The following is a 16968-nucleotide window of genomic DNA, read 5'->3' as shown; positions in this document are numbered from 1 at the left end:
GGAACTCCGGCTCGGTCCGCCGGCGCAAATCCTCCGAACAGCGGAGGCAGTGGCGCGCGGTCGTCGAAGCGTGGAAGCAGGGCGGCCTCGAGTGGCAAGGCGCTTGGGGACCGCCGCCCAGCCAGCTCGGCTGCTTGTGCCCGCGCTCCATTCTGGTCGAGCTCGGACTGGCGGTGCCTGTGGCCGCCTAGAGGCGACGGGCAGGGCTCGCGGCGCGGGTCGGGGCAGGCCCGGATACCGCCCGTTAATCGATGACGGGGAGAATGATCGCAAGGCCGGGAATGGCGGCCGAAAGGCGCTCCAGGAGCAGCGGCGATCATGGAACTGGCGATCCTCTGGCTGCTCTGTGCGGCCGTGTTCCTCGAGCTGGCGGACAGTGCGCCCGAGGCCGACTGAAGCTTTGGCTCGAAAAGGGGCATGCGGTTCTCGGGAAAGGCGATGCAGGACCGGGAACGGCCGCATTGACCGTGTCGGCGTAGGGGCAGGCTGTCCTCCCAAATGCCCCGAACCTGCGGGCTCCGAGCGGATTGTGCCGCCAGTGCTGCGAACGCCTGCTCTGGCGCGCGCCACCCATGAATCGGTAGTCCGGCGATGATCCGCCTCTTGACCTCGGGCTCGCACTATGGCCATGCCGGGGCAGGGGCTCGGCATCGTGGTCTTCGATGCGCTCCGTTCTCGAAGGGCAGGCGGAATCATGAAGATGCGGCGGATGGGTGCGGTCGTTCTGGCCGGTGGACTGTCGATTCTGGCGAGCGTTTCGGCCTATGCCGCAAGCAGCTCGACGACCTTGCCGCCGCCCGACCCGACGGCGAAGAACCTGACCCCCTACATGATCCAGCTGCGCGCCTTCGACGCCTGCCTGATCACGCAGTCGCAATTGATGGGCACCACGCGCGAAGCCGTCCACACCCCCTGCAGCTGCTACGCCAAGGGCACGGTCAACGCGATGACCAAGGACGAGATCCAGGCCTTCCGCGACACCGGCTATTTCAACGACACGGCCCGCCAGAAGGGTCTGCAGTTCATCGACCAGTGCAAGCTGAAGCGCCCGTTCTGAACTGACGGCTGCGCCGGCTCGCCGGCGGCATCCCTCTCGCGACGGCCGCCTTGCTGCTGACACGCTCCTGACAGAAGCTGTCAGCGCGGTCGAGCCATTCTGCCGCAGGTCCACATCGTTGCCCGTTCGATCGTCTCGGTCGAACGGCATGGGTGCTGGATCGGGAGACGAGTGGGGAGACGCCGCCGTGCAGCGCGCTGAACGATTGCTCGACATGATCCAGAGCCTGCGTCGCCGCAGGCGCCCGGTGACGGCCGAGACGCTGGCTTCCGAGCTCGACGTCTCCGTGCGTACGGTCTACCGCGACATCGGCGCCCTGGTGCGCCAGGGCGTACCCGTGCGCGGCGAGGCCGGCATCGGCTACGTGCTTGACGCAGGCTTCGACCTGCCGCCCCTGATGCTCTCGCCCGACGAGATCGAGGCCGTGCTGGTCGGCATGCGCTGGCTCAGCGAGCGGGCCGATCCGGTGCTGGCGCGTGCGGCCGAGGATGTGGTCAGCAAGGTAGCGGCGGTGCTGCCGCCGCATCTGCGGCCGATCCTGCTCGATGGTGCGCTGTTTGCGGCCTCCCACCCCGGCGACGTCCCGGCCGATCAGGTCGATGTCGCAGCCGTGCGTGCCGCCATCCGCAACGGCCGCAAGCTCTCGATCCACTACAGCGACGAGAGCGGCCAGGCGACGCAGCGGATGATCTGGCCGATCGGCATGACGTTCTACGAGCGCGTGCGCGTCGTCATCGCCTGGTGCGAGCTTCGGCAGGCCTTCCGCCATTTCCGCACCGACCGCATGACCGGCCTCGCCGCGCTGGAGGAGCGCTATCCCGCGCGCCGTGCCGATCTCTTCCGCCGCTGGCAGAAGGAGGAGGAGAGGGCGAAGGAGGAATGGGAGCGCTGCAAGCGCGAGGGCGATGCTGCGGCTCAGCCGCGGATCACGACGCCGCCTTCGAGCTTGGCCCGGCCGGACGCGACCTCCGCCAGCGCCGCCGGATAGAGCTTGTGCTCCTCGACGAGGACGCGCTGCGACAGCGTCTCCTCGTCGTCACCGGGCAGGACCGGCACCTTCGCCTGCAGGATCACCGGCCCGGCATCGAGTTCCGGTACGACGAAATGCGCCGAGCAGCCATGTTCGGCGACGCCGGCTTCCAGCGCCTGCCGATGCGTATGCGTGCCCTTGAACAGCGGCAGCAGCGACGGGTGGATGTTGATCATCCGGCCTTCCCAGCGCGCCACGAACCAGGGCGTCAGGATCCGCATGAAACCGGCGAGCACGAGCAGGTCGATCTGGTTCACCCGCAGCGCTTCATCCACCGCGCGCTCAAAGGCCTCGCGGTCCTTGCCGAAGGGGCGATGATCGACCGTCGCCGTGGCGATGCCGAAATCGCGTGCCCGGTCGAGCCCGGCGACATCGGGAATGTTCGAGATGACCAGCGCGATTTCCGCCGGATAGCCCGGCGCCTGCGCCGCTTGCGCCAGCGAGACCATGTTCGAGCCGCGCCCGGAGATCAGCACCCCGACGCGCTTGCGGGGAGGGATGGCGCTCACAGCGAGAGCTTGCCGCGATAGCTGACCTGCTCCTCGCCGCTGGCGACAGGCACGATCGCGCCGAGCTTCACCGGCGCTTCGCCTGCGGCCTTCAGCGCGGCGAGAACCTCATCCGCCTTGCCGGCATCAGCCGCGACGATCATGCCGATGCCGCAGTTGAAGGTGCGCAGCATCTCGCGTTCGGCGACGCCGCCGACCTGGGCAAGCCAGCCGAACACGGCCGGGACCGGGATGGCGGTGAGATCGAGCGCGACGCCGAGCCCCTCCGGAAGGACGCGCGGAATATTGTCGGGGAAGCCGCCGCCGGTGATATGCGCCAGCGCCTTGATGCCGTCGGTCGCCTTCAGCGCCTGCAGCAGCGGCTTCACATAGATCCGGGTCGGCTCCAGCAGCGCCTCGGCGAGGCTTTTTCCGGGAGCGAAGGGGGCGGGCGCCTGCCAGCCGAGACCGCTGACCTCGACGATGCGGCGAACCAGCGAATAGCCGTTCGAATGCACGCCGGAGGAGGGCAGGCCGAAGACCACGTCGCCGGGCTTCAGGTCCTCGCGCGGTAAAAGCGTGCCGCGTTCGGCCGCGCCGACGGCGAAGCCCGCGAGGTCGTAATCCTTCTCGGCATACATGCCGGGCATCTCGGCGGTCTCGCCGCCGATCAATGCGCAGCCGGCCTGGCGGCAGCCATCGGCGATGCCGCGGACGATCTCGACGCCGACCTTCGGATCGAGCTTGCCGGTGGCGTAATAGTCGAGGAAGAGCAGGGGCTCGGCACCCTGGACGATCAGGTCGTTGACGCACATCGCGACGAGGTCGATGCCGATCGTTGCGTGCAGCCCGCTTTCGATGGCGATCTTGACCTTGGTGCCGACGCCGTCATTGGCCGCGACCAGGATCGGATCGCTGAAGCCGGCGGCCTTGAGGTCGAACAATCCGCCGAAGCCGCCGATCTCCGCATCGGCGCCCGGCCGGCGCGTCGCGCGCACCAGCGGCTTGATCTCGTCGACCATGGCGTTGCCGGCGTCGATATCGACGCCTGCCTGCGCATAGGTCAGTCCGTTTGCGCCGGGCTTGCTCATTGCGTTTCGCCTTCCTTCTGCTCGCGCGAGCGATAGGCAAGCGCGCCCGCGCTGGCAAGGCATCTGCGCCGGCTTTGTCGATTTCTCACAGGCGAGGCGACGTCATTCCGACTGGACGCAGGATCTCTGTCCGGAGAGCATTGGTCTTTTCCGCGGTTCGCGCGAAACTGCCGCCATGACGATCCCCAACCTGATCACCATCGGTCGCCTGTTCCTGGTGCCGCTGGTCATCGTCATGATCGTCGGTGCGAACTGGCAGGCAGCTTTCATCCTCTTCGTCGTCGCCGGCATCTCGGATGCGGTCGACGGCTTCCTCGCCAAGCGCTGCGGCATGGCGAGCGAGCTCGGCGCCTGGCTCGACCCCGTCGCCGACAAGGCGCTGATCGTCTCGATCTACATCACTCTGGCGATCGTCGGCGCGATCCCGGTCTGGCTCGTCGTCCTCGTGGTCGCGCGCGACCTGATGATCGTGTCGGCGGTGATCCTGTCCTGGCTGCTCGACAAGCCGTTGACGATCGCGCCGATCGTCGTCAGCAAGCTCAACACTGCCGCGCAGATCGGCTTCGCCGCGCTGGCGCTCGGTTCGCGCGCCTTCGGGATCGAGCTCGGCGCTGCCGCTCTGGTCTGTGAACTCCTCGTCGCTCTGTTGACGGTCGCCTCGATGACGGCCTATCTCGCCTTCTGGCTGCGCCACATGGCAGGTTGACGGGGCTTTATCCGCCATTGCGGCTTGGAACCCCGGGCCTCGATGCACATTTGTCTTGTCCCGCCGGCCGTGAGACGCGAGAGAGGCTGATCGATGACGTTGCAGCGCCAGATCGGCTTCTGGGTCGGCTCCCTTCTCGTATTCGTCCTGGTTCTGGTGATGCTGCGGGACGTGATGCTGCCCTTCATCGCGGCACTGGCGCTGGCCTATCTGCTCGACCCGCTCGCCGACAGGCTGGAGCGCATGGGCATGAACCGGTTGGCGGCGACGATCGTCATCCTCGTCGTATTCCTGCTCATCTTCGTGCTGGGGCTGGTGCTGCTGGCGCCGCTGCTCGGCCAGCAGCTTGCCGGGCTCGTCGCCCGCCTTCCGGGCGACGCCGCCAAGCTGCAGGCGCTGGTGCTGGAGAAGGGGGCGCCCTGGCTGGAGCGCTTCGGCGGCGCCGACCTGACCAAGGAAGCGCAGAACTCGCTCGGCAATCTCGTCGGGGACGGCATGAAATGGGTCGGCGGCCTGCTGCAATCGCTTTGGAGCGGCGGCACAGCCATCGTCGGGGTGTTCTCGCTCCTGGTGCTGACGCCGGTCATCGCCTTCTACCTGCTGGTCGACTGGGACCGCATGGTCGCGACCGTCGATAGCTGGCTGCCGCTCGACCATCGCGACACCATCCGCAGCCTGCTGCACGAGATGGACATGGCGATCGCCGGCTTCCTGCGCGGGCAGGCACTGGTCTGCGTTCTGCTTGGTGGCTTCTATGCGATCGGCCTCAGCGTCATCGGCGTGAATTTCGGCGCGCTGATCGGCATCATCTCGGGTTTCCTCTCCTTCATTCCCTATGTCGGCTCGCTGACCGGGCTGGTGCTTTCGGTCGGTGTCGCGACGGTGCAGTTCTGGCCGGACTGGACCTGGCCGCTGGCGACGCTCGGCGTCTTCCTGGCCGGGCAATTCCTCGAAGGAAATATCTTCCAGCCGAAATTCGTCGGTGATTCCATCGGCGTGCACCCGGTCTGGCTGATGTTCGCGCTGCTTGCCTTCGGCTCGCTGTTCGGCTTCGTGGGCTTGCTGCTTGCCGTGCCGCTCGCGGCTGTCATCGGCGTGCTCTGCCGCTTTGCCCTGAGGCAATATCTCGCCAGCAATCTCTATCACGGCGGCGATGCCACCCGCTCTGCGGCGGCAAAGGCGCGCGTCGACGCCGACGCCTGAGCCGCCATGTCCGACATTCCGCCACGCCCGCGCCAGCTCGCCTTCGACCTGCCGGTCGACAGCCGCCATGGCGTCGAGGATTTTCTCGTCGGCTCTTCCAACGAGGCGGCTTACAGCCTGATCGAGAGCTGGCCAGCCTGGCCGGAGGCCTGGCTGCGCTTGACCGGGCCGGAAGGGGCCGGCAAGACCCATCTTGCCGCGATCTGGGCCCGCGCCGCCCATGCCTGGACGATTTCGGCAGCGGAGCTGAACGAGGCGGAGGTGCCCCACCTCGTGTCCGGCGGGGCGCTGGTGATCGAGGATTGCGATGCCGGCCGCCTCGACGAGCGAGCCCTGTTTCACCTGATGAACGCAATCAAGGCGCGCGGCGGCTTCCTGCTGCTGACGGCGCGAAGCGCGCCCGATCTCTGGGGCGTTAGCGTGCCGGATCTGCTGTCGCGACTCCGGCTGGCGCCGGCCGCGACGATCGAACCGCCGGATGACGGGCTGCTGCGGGCACTGCTGGTCAAGCTCTTCATCGACCGCCAGCTCGTGGTCGATATCGCCGTGATCGACAGCTTGGCCATGCGGATGGAACGTTCCTTCGCCGCCGCGCGGCAGGTCGTCGATCGGCTCGACCGGCTCGCGCTCGAACGCGGACGCCGGGTGACGCGCCCGCTGGTGCAGGAGGCGCTGGCGGAACTGTTCCCGGAGGAGCCGGGTTGAACCCGGCCATCTCTGCGCAGGCCGCATGCTTCAAATCATGTCGCTTGTCATCGAACCGTCGCACTAGAATGGCTTCAACGGCGGCATGAGCGGCAAGACGACCAGGACGCGAGTGAAGCGCATGACCCTCGACACGGTGATCGACGAGTCGGAGAAGCTCTCCAGCGAGGCTGATGCGGCGCCCCTGCGCCAGCAGCCGGAGCGTTTCATGAACCGCGAGCTCTCCTGGCTCCAGTTCAACCGCCGCGTCATGGAGGAGGCTTCCAATCGCAGCCACCCGCTGCTGGAGCAGCTGCGCTTCCTCTCGATCTCCGCGAACAATCTCGACGAATTCTTCATGGTCCGCGTCTCCGGCCTGCGCGAGCAGCTCAAGGCCGGCGTGACCACGCGCAGCCAGGATGGCCTGACGCCAGCCGGCCAACTCGTCGCCATCGGCGAGGCCGTCGCGGCACTGACCGCCGACCAGCAGGCGCGCTGGGCCGAATTGCGCCATGAGCTGCACGAGAACCGCATTCACCTGCTCCAGCCCGGCGATATCGGCGCGCAGGACCGGATCTGGCTGGAGGACTACTTCCTCAATTACATCTTCCCGGTGCTGACGCCGCTGGCGATCGACCCGGCGCACCCCTTCCCCTTCATTCCCAATCTGGGCTTCACCATCGCGCTGGCGCTGGAGCGCAAGAATGATGGCCGTCAGCTCGACGCGTTGATCCGCGTGCCGACCAAGATCGACCGCTTCATCGAATTGCCGGATCTGGCGCGCGAGGGTTTGCATCGCTTCATCGCGCTCGACGACGCGGTCTCGCTGTTCATCAGCAAGCTCTTCCCCGGCTACGAGGTGAAGGGGGCGGGTTCCTTCCGCATCATCCGCGATTCCGATCTCGATATCGAGGAGGAGGCCGAGGACCTCGTCCGCGTCTTCGAAACCATGCTGAAGCAGCGCCGCCTCGGCGTGGTGATCCGGCTCGAGCTCTCGACCGGCATGCCTGACCATCTGCGCCGTTTGATCGTGCGCGAGCTCAAGGTCGACAGCGACGAGGTCGTCGAGGTCAACGGCCTGATCGGCCTGACCGAACTCTCGCAGCTCGTCGGCGTCGACCGGCCGGACCTGAAGTTCAAGCCGTACAATGCCCGTTTCCCCGAGCGTATCCGCGAGCATGGCGGCGATTGCTTCGCTGCGATCCGCCAGAAGGACCTGCTCGTCCACCATCCCTATGAGAGCTTCGACGTCGTCGTGCAGTTCCTGCAGCAGGCGGCGCGCGATCCCAATGTCGTCGCGATCAAGCAGACGCTCTACCGCACCTCATCGAACTCGCCGATCGTCAAGGCGCTGACGGAAGCGGCCGAGGCCGGCAAGTCGGTGACGGCACTGGTCGAGCTTAAGGCCCGCTTCGACGAGGAAGCCAATATCCGCTGGGCCAAGGAGATGGAGCGGGCCGGCGTCCAGGTCGTCTATGGCTTCATCGAGCTCAAGACCCACGCCAAGCTCTCGCTGGTGGTGCGCCGCGAGGCCGGCCAGCTCGTCAGCTACTGCCATATCGCGACCGGCAACTACCACCCGATCACGGCGCGCATCTATACCGACGTCTCCTTCTTCACCGCCGATCCGGTGATCGCGCAGGACGTCGCCCGCGTCTTCAACTTCATCACCGGCTATGCCGAGCCGGCCGGGCTGGAGCGAATGGCCGTCTCGCCGACTGGTCTGAAGCAGCGTCTGCTCGCCGACATCGCCGAGGAGGTCGCCCATGTGAAGGCCGGCCGCAAGGGCGCGATCTGGGGCAAGTGCAATTCGCTGGTCGACCCGGAGATCATCGACGCGCTCTATGACGCGAGCCAGGCCGGCGTCGAGATCGACTTCGTCGTGCGCGGCATCTGCTGCCTGCGGCCGGGCGTGCCCGGCTTGTCCGAGAATATCCGCGTCAAGTCGATCATCGGCCGCTTCCTCGAGCATACGCGCATCTACGCTTTCGGTGCCGGCCACGGCATGCCCGGACCCAAGGCCAAGATCTACATCTCCTCGGCCGATCTGATGCCGCGCAATCTCGATCGCCGCGTCGAGGCGCTGACCCCGATCCTGAATCCGACGGTGCATCAGCAGTTGCTGGATCAGATCATGTTGGCCAACCTGCTCGACAACGAGCAGAGCTGGACGATATTGCCCGATGGCGGCTCGCGCCGCATTGTCCCCGCGCCGAACGAAGAGCCGTTCAATGCGCATAAGTACTTCATGACGAACCCGAGTCTGTCCGGACGTGGAAAATCGCTCTCCAATTCAAGTCCCCGCTCCCTCGCACGCCGAGGGGGACGCAAGGCCTGAGCCCAGGCACGCGCCGGGGCGGCTCGCGCTCTCGCATACCATCGCCATCGTCGATATCGGCTCGAACTCGGTCCGTCTTGTCGTCTACGAGATGCTGGCGCGCGCGCCCGCCCAGGTCTTCAACGAGAAGGAGATGGCGGGTCTCGGTCGCCAGGTCGCCACGACCGGGCGCCTCGCCGACGATGCCATCGCCAAGGCGATCAACGCGCTGGTCCGCTTCCGCATCCTCTGCGAAGCCATGCATGTCGGGGAACTCCGCGTCATCGCGACGGCGGCGGCGCGCTATGCCAGCAACGGGCCCGAGTTCATCGCGCGTGCTGAGGAGGCGATCGGCCAGCCGATCGAACTGATCTCAGGCGGGCGCGAAGCCGTGCTCTCCGGCCTCGGCGTGATCTCGGGCTTCGATGTGCCGGACGGTGTCGTCGGCGACCTCGGCGGCGGCAGCCTGGAGCTGATCTCGGTCAAAGGCGGTTCGGTGGGACAGGGCGCCAGCGTGCCGCTCGGCGGCCTTGCCTTGCTCGACCGCTCGAAGGGCTCGCTGAGAGTTGCCGAGAAAATCGTCAAGGACGAACTCGACAAGCTGCCGCAGCTTGCTGCGATGAAGGGGCGGGACTTCTATGCCGTCGGTGGGACCTGGCGCGCGCTCGCCACCCTTCATCAGCACCGCATGGCCTATCCGCTCAACGTGATGCACGGCTATGCCGTGCCGACGCGCGACGTCGCCGATTTCGTCAAGCTGGTCGAGCGGGCCGATGCCTCGGTGCTCGATGCGATCGATTCGGTCTCGTCGGCCCGCCGTCCGCTGCTGGCCTACGGCGCGCTGGTGCTCGATGAGCTGATCAAGCGCGGCAAGCCGCGGGGCATCATCATCTCGGCGCAGGGCGTGCGCGAAGGCCTGCTGCACGAGCAGCTCTCGCCGGAGGAGCAGAATGCCGATCCGCTCTTGCAGGCGGCGCGTGACTACAACCTGCTGCGCGCACGCGATCCGCGCCATGCGGCCGAGCTGATCAATTGGACCCGCGGCATCCTCGAAACGGCCGGCCTGCCGCAGGACGAGCCCTCCGGCCGGATGATCGAGACCGTCTGCCTGCTTTCCGATATCGGCTGGCGCGCCCATCCGGATTATCGCGGCGAGCAGAGCATGAACGTCATCGCCCATGCCTATTTCACCGGCATCGACCATGTCGGGCGGGCTTTCCTGGCGCTGGCGATCTTCCACCGCTATGCCGGGATGAAGGCAAGCTCGCCGGGCGCGGCGGGACTGAAGACGCTGTTGCCGCCGGCCATTCTCGCGCGAGCGCTGCTGATCGCGGCGATCTTCCGCGTCGCCTATCTGCTTTCGGCCGGCATGGCGGGCATCCTGCCGCGCATCCCGGCGGCCTGCGTCGACAATCGCCTGCTGCTGCGCTTTCCCGACGATCTGTCGGCGCTGGCGAGCGAGCGTGTCGAGGGGCGGCTCAAGCAGCTCGCGAAGCTGCTCGGCCGAGATTTCGAGATCGGCAGGCTCTGAAGCGCTCCTCACTCGGCGTCATGCTCAGGCTTGACCCGAGCATCTATCGCCGGAAGGGGCTCCAGCCGTCATTGCGAGGAGCGAAGCGACGAAGCAATCCTGGGGACGTCGAGCGCTGCCGCCCCTGGATTGCTTCGCTGCGCTCGCAATGACGCCGAAGGTTCCGGCGCCTTCTCGTCCTGAGATCCTCGGGTCGAAGCTGCGCTTCGCCCGGGAATGACGGCCGGGTGGCCCACGCTCAGCCGACCGCCCGCAACCGCGCGAAGCCGGCATCGAGATCGGCCTTGAGGTCCTCGATGTCCTCCAGCCCGATATGGATGCGGATCGTCGGGCCCTTGAAGCCGGGCTCGGTCGCAGTGCGATAGCTCTTGCAGTCGAAGGGCAGGACGAGGCTCTCATAGCCGCCCCAGGACGCGCCGATCCCAAACAATGTCAGCCCGTCCAGCATCGCGCCGACGGCTTTCATCGAGACCGGTTTCAATTCGAAGGTGAAGAGCGAGGAGGCGCCGGTGAAATCGCGCTTCCAGATCTCGTGCCCGGGCGCGCCCGGCAGGGCAGGGTGCAGGACCTGAGCGACCTCGGGCCGCTCGCGCAGCCATTCCGCCATGGCGATGCCGGCCGGCATCTGCTCCTTCAGGCGGATGGCCATCGTGCGCATGCCACGCAGCGTCAGGAAGGCGTCTTCCGGGGCGATGATCAGGCCGAGCTGGCCCCAGGTTGCGCGCAACGCCTTGAACAGCTCCGGCGTGCGGGCCGAGACGGTGCCGATCAGCACGTCGGAATGGGCCGCGTAATATTTGGTGCCGGCCTGCACGGAGAGGTCGACGCCGAAGCCATGGGCATCGAAGAACAGCGGCGTCGCCCAGGTGTTGTCCATCGCGACGAGAATGTCGCGCTCATGCGCAGCCGCCACGATGGCCGGAATATCCTGCATCTCGAAGGTCTGCGAGCCCGGAGCCTCTGTCCAGATCGCCCTGGTGTTCGGCTTGAACAGCTTGGCGATGTCGGCGCCGACCAGCGGGTCGTAATAGGTCGTCTCGACGCCCATCCGCTTCAGGAAGGTGTCGCAGAAGATCCGCGTCGGCCGGTAGACGCTGTCCGTCACCAGAACGTGATCGCCGGCCGAGAGCATCGCGAGGAAGGCGAGCGTGCAGGCCATCAGGCCCGATGGCGTCACGACGACGCCGGCGCCGCCCTCGATCGTGTTGGCGGCGGCGATCAGCGCGTCGATCGTCGGGTTGCCGTCCGTGCCGTAGGTGTAGCGCGCCTTGCGCACCAGGAAGTCCTCGGTGTTCGGATAGACCACCGTCGAGCCTCGTACGATAGGCGGATTGACAAACCCGTAGCTGTCGGCGGGGTCGCGGCCTGCGAGGACGAGGCGCGTGCGCTCGCCGAGGCGCGCAAATTCAGGCGAAGTCAGCTTTTTCATGGAAAGGCACGGCCAAAAAACGGAAAAATTGTGGCCGGGCTTGACCACTCCCCACAAACTCGCATGTGATATATGCAGCGAACAAGGGGCGGCTCATGCGTATGGCGGTTGCTTGACGCTCATGAGTCACTCTGGCAATCGACGCGAGGATATGGGGACGCCGCGCGAAAGCGGGATGAACCGAGCGGCGAAAATGCCGCCGGCGGCGGGACCAGACAAATCTTCCGGCATCAGCCGGACAGGGGTTCCAACGGGAGAGTACCGATGAAGAAGTTTGTAGCAGCCGCCCTTGCAGCAGGCATCGGCCTGGCGATGTCCGCGACGGGGGCTTCGGCCCAGGCCACGCTGGCGCAGGTCAAGCAGCGCGGCATTCTCAACTGCGGCTCGAACACCGGCCTCGCCGGCTTCGGCGTGCCGGATGCGCAGGGCAACTGGAAGGGGCTCGACGTCGATCTTTGCCGTGCCATCGCCGCGACGATCTTCAACGATCCCAGCAAGGTGAAGTTCATCCCGCTCTCGGCCAAGGACCGCTTCACTGCGCTCCAGTCGGGCGAAGTCGACGTGCTCGTCCGCAACTCGACCTGGACGATGACGCGCGACGCCTCGCTCGGCCTGCTCTTCACCGGCGTGAACTATTATGACGGCCAGGGCTTCCTGGTCCGCAAGAAGCTCGGCGTGAATTCGGCGCTGCAGCTTTCGGGCGCGTCGGTCTGCACCCAGCAGGGCACTACGACCGAACTCAACCTCGCCGACTATTTCCGCGCCAATAACCTCAAGTACGAAGTCGTCGCCTTCGCGACCTCGGACGAGACGGTCAAGGCTTACGATGCCGGTCGCTGCGACGCCTTCACCACCGACGCCTCTGGCCTCTATGCCGAACGCCTGAAGCTGACGAACCCCGACGAGCATCTCGTTCTGCCGGAGATCATCTCGAAGGAGCCGCTCGGCCCCTCCGTCCGCAACAACGACCCGCAGTGGTTCAACCTGGTGAAGTGGACCCATTTCGCCATGCTGAACGCCGAGGAACTCGGCGTCACCCAGGCGAATGTCGACCAGCAGCTGAAGTCCGAGAACCCCGAGATCAAGCGTCTGCTCGGCACCGAGGGCAAGTTCGGCGAGCAGGTCGGCCTGACGCCGGATTGGGTCGTCCGCATCGTCAAGCATGTCGGCAACTACGGCGAATCCTTCGAGCGCAACGTGGGCCAGGGCTCGCTGCTCAAGATCGCCCGCGGCCAGAACGGTCTCTGGACCAAGGGCGGCCTGCAATACGCCCCGCCGGTTCGCTGAGAGGCATGCGGGGCGCCGGTTGTCTGACCGGCGCCCCGTTCTCGCATGCGCTCGCCGAAGCGGTCCTCGTTGATCGGCCGCGATCATCTGAACGTCGATTGCCGGGTGGTGTCGCCGCTGTTGTCACCCGGGTCTGATTCCGTCATGGGAAAGGCCAGGATGCCGACCATCCTTGCGCTGGCATTGGCCGCCATGGCCGCCCTCGCCCCCGACAGTGGATTAGCGGCGCCCGCAGGCGGCCTGCTGGAGCAGGTCAGGCATCGCGGCGCCGTCATCTGCGGCGTGGCTCCCTCGCTGGCGGGGTTTTCCATTCCCGACAGGCAGGGGCGCTGGACCGGTTTCGACGTCGATCTCTGCCGGGCCGTCGCGGCCGCGATCTTCGACGATCCCGAGAAGGTGAAATTCATTCCCCTCCTGTCGAAGGACCGCTTCACCGCGCTCCAGACGGGCGAGGTCGATCTCCTGTCACGCACCTCGACCTGGTCGATGGCGCGCGATACCGCACTCGGTCTCAACTTCACCGGCATCAATTTCTATGGCGGCGAAGGCTTCATGGTTCGTGCCAGGCTCGGTCTGACTTCTGCCTTGCAGCTTGCGGGCTCGTCCGTCTGCACCGAGCAGGGCACCACGACCGAGCTCAACGTTGCCGACTTCTTTCGCAGCCACGGCCTGAAATACGAGATCGTCACCTTCAAGGGCAGCGAGGAGACCGTCGACGCCTATGCCAGCGGCCGCTGCGACGCCTATGCCTATGACCGGGCCGGGCTCGCGATCCAGCGGATGAAGCTGGGAGCGCCGCAGGAGCACGTCATCCTGCCCGAGACGATCTCGAAGGAGCCGCTCGGCCCCGCCGTCCGCCATGGCGACGACCAATGGTTCGACTTGGTGAAGTGGACGCTCTTCGCCATGGTCGATGCCGAAGAGCTGGGCGTGGGACAGGGCAATGTCGATTCCATGCGGGCCTCGGAGCGGCCTGACGTCCGCCGGCTGCTCGGCCTGGAGGGTCATTTCGGCGAGGCACTCGGCCTGAATCGCGACTGGGCCTATCGGATCGTTCGCCATGTCGGCAATTATGGTGAATCTTTTGAGCGAAATCTCGGTCGGGACTCGCCTCTGAAGATCGAACGTGGCCAGAATGCGCTGTGGACCAAGGGGGGCCTGCAATACGCTCCGCCGATCCGCTGAAGACGACCGGCGGGCGGCCGGTTCGAAAGATGACGGGACAGGGCGAGGCAGCCCTGTGCGAGACGAAGGAATCGAGGCAGGGGTCGCGCCGGTTGGCGCGAAGCTTGCTGGCTGGCCGAGGGCGGGACGAACCCGCTCCGAACAGGGGAACCGCATGAGGAACATCATCGCGCCGGCGGCCGCCGGTGCCGGATACCTGTCGCAGCGCAACGCGCTGCGCCGGGCCGGGACGTAAGGGAAGGGCGCGCGGCCTGCCGGCCGGGCGCCGTTCGCAAAACCAGAAGAGTGGCACGGACAACAAGACGACCGCAGCGCAACCGCACCGCTGCAGGATCGCCGGCCACGACAAGCGAAACAAAAAGGGCGTGACAGGTGTCGAGCATTCCGAGCGAACAGGTATCACCCGGCAAGGCGTCGTTATTCTACGACCCGAAGGTCCGGGGCTATGTCTATCAGGCTGCTCTGGTGGCGATCGTCGTCTTCCTGATCTGGTCGGCGGCTTCGAACGCGATCGAGAACCTGCGCGCGCAGAAGATCGCCTCCGGCTTCGGCTTCTGGCACAACGCCGCCGGCTTCGACATCAACCAGAAGCTGATCTCGTTCTCGGCCGCGGGCGGCTCGACCTATGGCGACGCATTCATCGTCGGCCTGTTGAACACGCTGCTGGTCGCCGGGCTCGGCATCATCTTTGCGACCTTCCTCGGCTTCTTCGTCGGTGTCGCCCGGCTGTCGAACAACTGGGTCATCTCCAAGCTGGCGATGATCTATGTCGAGGTCATCCGTAACATCCCGCTGCTGCTCCAGCTGTTCTTCTGGTACAACGCGGTGCTGAAGCCGCTGCCGAATCCGCGCCAGTCGATCGCGCTGCCGGCCGGAGCGCTGCTCAACAACCGCGGCCTTTACCTTCCCGATCCGCACCTGGGTCCCGGCGGCAGCCTGATCATATGGGCGTTCCTGATCGGTCTCGTCGCCACCTTCATCTTCCGCTCCTGGGCGCACAAGCAGCAGGCCGCGACCGGCAGGCAATATCCGATCGGCTGGGTCGCGCTCGCCCTGATCGTGGTCGTGCCGACGCTGATCTATTTCGTCCTGGGCCGGCCGGTCACCTTCGTCTATCCCGAACTCGCCGGCTTCAATCTGCGCGGTGGTGTCCAGATCTTCCCGGAATTCGTCGCGCTGCTGATCGGCCTGACAACCTATACGGCCGGCTTCATCGCCGAGGTCGTGCGCGCCGGCATCCTCGCGGTGTCGAAAGGGCAGACCGAGGCCGCCCATGCGCTGGGCCTGCGCAACGGGCCGACGCTGAAGCTCGTCGTCATCCCGCAGGCGATGCGCGTCATCATCCCGCCGCTGACCTCCAACTACCTCAACCTGACCAAGAACTCGTCGCTGGCGGTGGCGATCGGCTATCCCGATCTCGTCCAGGTCTTCACCGGCACGGTGCTGAACCAGACCGGCCAGGCGGTCGAGGTCGTGGCGATCACGATGGCGGTCTATCTGACGATCTCGCTGGTGACATCGCTGTTCATGAACATCTACAACAAGCGCATGGCGCTGGTGGAACGGTGAGGGCCGCGCGATGACCGACGCAACAACCGAAAACGCGCCCTACGCCTTCGTCCGCAGGGAAACCCTCGAACAGGAGCCGGCACCGCTCTCCGTCGCCGGCCCGCTGGCCTGGATCAGGACGAACCTGTTCTCGAGCCCGCTCAATATCATCCTGACGCTGCTCTGTGTCTGGCTGGTGATCGACACGGTTCCGGGGATGATCCGCTTCTACTTCCTCGATGCGGTCTGGACCGGCGCGAACCGCGATGCCTGCCTCGCCGACAAGGTCGGGCGCCCGGTCGGCGCCTGCTGGGCCTATATCGCGGACCGCACCCAGTACTTCATCTACGGCTCCTATCCGGTGGCGGAGCGCTGGCGGGTCAACATCGTCTTCGCGATGTTCGCGCTCGGTGTGGTCTGGCTGCTCTGGAACAAGATGCCGCTGAAGAAGGTCGGCTTCTTCTTCTTCTTCGTCATCATGCCGGCGAGCGCGTTCATCCTGCTGCTCGGCGGCGAGCGCGCGGAGAGCTTCCTGCGCTTCCTGATCCTCGTCACCTTCGCGCTGGCGGTACTCTATCTGGTGCTCTCCTTCGCACCGGGGCTGATGAAGTTCTGGATCGGCGAGGGCCAGCTCGCGGTCGAGGAGGCCATGCCGGCCTGGCAGCGCTTCTACCGGCCCAAGCGCCTGATCCTGATGTCGCTCGTCGTCTTCGGGCTCCTGGCGGTGCTCGCCGACAGGATCGGGCTGCCGCGCGTCGATACCGGCCTCTGGGGCGGCATGACCGTGACCTTCCTGATCTCGGCGGTCGGCATCGTCTTCTCGCTGCCGCTCGGCGTGCTGCTGGCGCTCGGCCGCCGCTCCAAACTGCCGGCGATCCAGCTGCTCTCGGTGATCTTCATCGAGTTCGTGCGCGGCGTGCCGCTGATCACCGTGCTGTTCATGGCCAACACCATGCTGCCGCTCTTCGTGCCGCAGGAATATTCGCCGGACCGTTTGCTGCGGCCGCTGATCGGCGTCGCGCTCTTCGCCGCCGCCTATATGGCGGAGGTGGTGCGCGGCGGCCTGCAGGCGATGCCGAAGGGCCAGTACGAGGGCGCGATGTCGCTCGGCCTCGGCTACTGGCAGATGATGCGCCTGATCATCCTGCCGCAGGCGCTGCGGATCGTCATTCCCGGCATCGTCAACACCTTCATCGGGCTGTTCAAGGACACGACGCTGGTCACCATCGTCGGCATCTTCGACTTCCTGCGCACCATCGAGGCGACGCTGATCGATCCGACCTGGGCGACGCCGACGACACGGTCGACAGGCTACGCCTTCGCCGCCATCTTCTATTTCCTGTGCTGCTGGGGAATGTCGCGCTACTCGATCGCGGTCGAGAAGCGCCTCGCCGCCGGCCAAAAACGTTGAG

Annotated in this window: 14 protein-coding genes; 11 read left to right on the top strand and 3 right to left on the bottom strand. The window is 66.2% G+C overall.

The annotated features are described in order from the left end of the window. Positions 1–709 precede the first annotated feature (709 nt). Positions 710–1057, top strand: a complete 348-nt coding sequence (locus AC1RLU_RS07755; protein ID WP_492794832.1) for a hypothetical protein — start codon at positions 710–712, stop codon at positions 1055–1057. 187 nt (positions 1058–1244) lie between these two features. Then, complete coding sequence (locus AC1RLU_RS07750; RefSeq protein ID WP_113587397.1) at positions 1245–2045, top strand: helix-turn-helix transcriptional regulator; 801 nt, start codon at positions 1245–1247, stop codon at positions 2043–2045. Here AC1RLU_RS07750 and purN read toward each other — a convergent pair. After that, the gene (purN, locus tag AC1RLU_RS07745; protein ID WP_492795241.1) at positions 1973–2536 is read right to left on the bottom strand and encodes a phosphoribosylglycinamide formyltransferase; all 564 of its coding nucleotides are present in this window, start codon (positions 2534–2536) and stop codon (positions 1973–1975) included. The genes AC1RLU_RS07750 and purN overlap by 73 nt on opposite strands. Before the next feature lie 56 nt (positions 2537–2592). Beyond that, positions 2593–3666, bottom strand: coding sequence for a phosphoribosylformylglycinamidine cyclo-ligase (purM, locus tag AC1RLU_RS07740; protein ID WP_492794830.1), 1074 nt, complete (start codon positions 3664–3666; stop codon positions 2593–2595). 175 nt (positions 3667–3841) lie between these two features. Here purM and AC1RLU_RS07735 point away from each other — a divergent pair, with 175 nt between their 5' ends. The 5 genes from AC1RLU_RS07735 to ppx all read left to right on the top strand — a co-directional run bounded on the left by AC1RLU_RS07735 (position 3842) and on the right by ppx (position 10107). Beyond that, positions 3842–4372 (top strand): CDP-alcohol phosphatidyltransferase family protein, encoded by a 531-nt coding sequence (locus AC1RLU_RS07735; protein ID WP_091855440.1) that lies wholly within the window; start codon positions 3842–3844, stop codon positions 4370–4372. A 93-nt stretch (positions 4373–4465) separates the two neighbouring features. Further along, complete coding sequence (locus AC1RLU_RS07730; RefSeq protein WP_492794828.1) at positions 4466–5575, top strand: AI-2E family transporter; 1110 nt, start codon at positions 4466–4468, stop codon at positions 5573–5575. Positions 5576–5581: 6 nt separating this feature from the next. After that, positions 5582–6280, top strand: coding sequence for a P-loop NTPase family protein (locus tag AC1RLU_RS07725; protein WP_091855438.1), 699 nt, complete (start codon positions 5582–5584; stop codon positions 6278–6280). Positions 6281–6401: 121 nt separating this feature from the next. After that, a complete protein-coding gene (locus tag AC1RLU_RS07720) occupies positions 6402–8597 on the top strand; it encodes an RNA degradosome polyphosphate kinase (RefSeq protein ID WP_061965455.1) in 2196 nt (731 codons plus the stop codon). After that, positions 8533–10107: an exopolyphosphatase gene (gene ppx, locus AC1RLU_RS07715; protein WP_282568658.1), complete on the top strand. Its 1575-nt coding sequence runs from the start codon at positions 8533–8535 to the stop codon at positions 10105–10107. The genes AC1RLU_RS07720 and ppx overlap by 65 nt, the downstream gene beginning before the upstream one ends. 238 nt (positions 10108–10345) lie before the next feature. Here ppx and metC read toward each other — a convergent pair whose 3' ends face one another. Further along, a complete protein-coding gene (gene metC / locus AC1RLU_RS07710; RefSeq protein WP_113587401.1) occupies positions 10346–11536 on the bottom strand; it encodes a cystathionine beta-lyase in 1191 nt (396 codons plus the stop codon). A gap of 264 nt (positions 11537–11800) precedes the next feature. Between metC and AC1RLU_RS07705 the strand changes: the two genes are divergently transcribed. The 4 genes from AC1RLU_RS07705 to AC1RLU_RS07690 all read left to right on the top strand — a co-directional run bounded on the left by AC1RLU_RS07705 (position 11801) and on the right by AC1RLU_RS07690 (position 16967). Continuing rightward, on the top strand, positions 11801–12823 hold the full coding sequence (locus AC1RLU_RS07705; RefSeq protein WP_492794825.1) for an amino acid ABC transporter substrate-binding protein: 1023 nt from the start codon (positions 11801–11803) through the stop codon (positions 12821–12823). A gap of 168 nt (positions 12824–12991) precedes the next feature. Next, complete coding sequence (locus tag AC1RLU_RS07700) at positions 12992–14008, top strand: amino acid ABC transporter substrate-binding protein (protein WP_492795239.1); 1017 nt, start codon at positions 12992–12994, stop codon at positions 14006–14008. A gap of 372 nt (positions 14009–14380) precedes the next feature. Continuing rightward, complete coding sequence (locus AC1RLU_RS07695; protein WP_492794824.1) at positions 14381–15577, top strand: amino acid ABC transporter permease; 1197 nt, start codon at positions 14381–14383, stop codon at positions 15575–15577. Positions 15578–15587: 10 nt separating this feature from the next. After that, positions 15588–16967 (top strand): amino acid ABC transporter permease, encoded by a 1380-nt coding sequence (locus AC1RLU_RS07690; protein WP_091855433.1) that lies wholly within the window; start codon positions 15588–15590, stop codon positions 16965–16967. Position 16968 lies beyond the last annotated feature (1 nt).

The sequence above is a fragment of the Allobosea sp. GW822-FHT05A11 genome (genome assembly GCF_058800455.1).
Note: the sequence above shows the minus strand (reverse complement) of the source record. Positions and strands in the feature narration are given on the sequence as shown.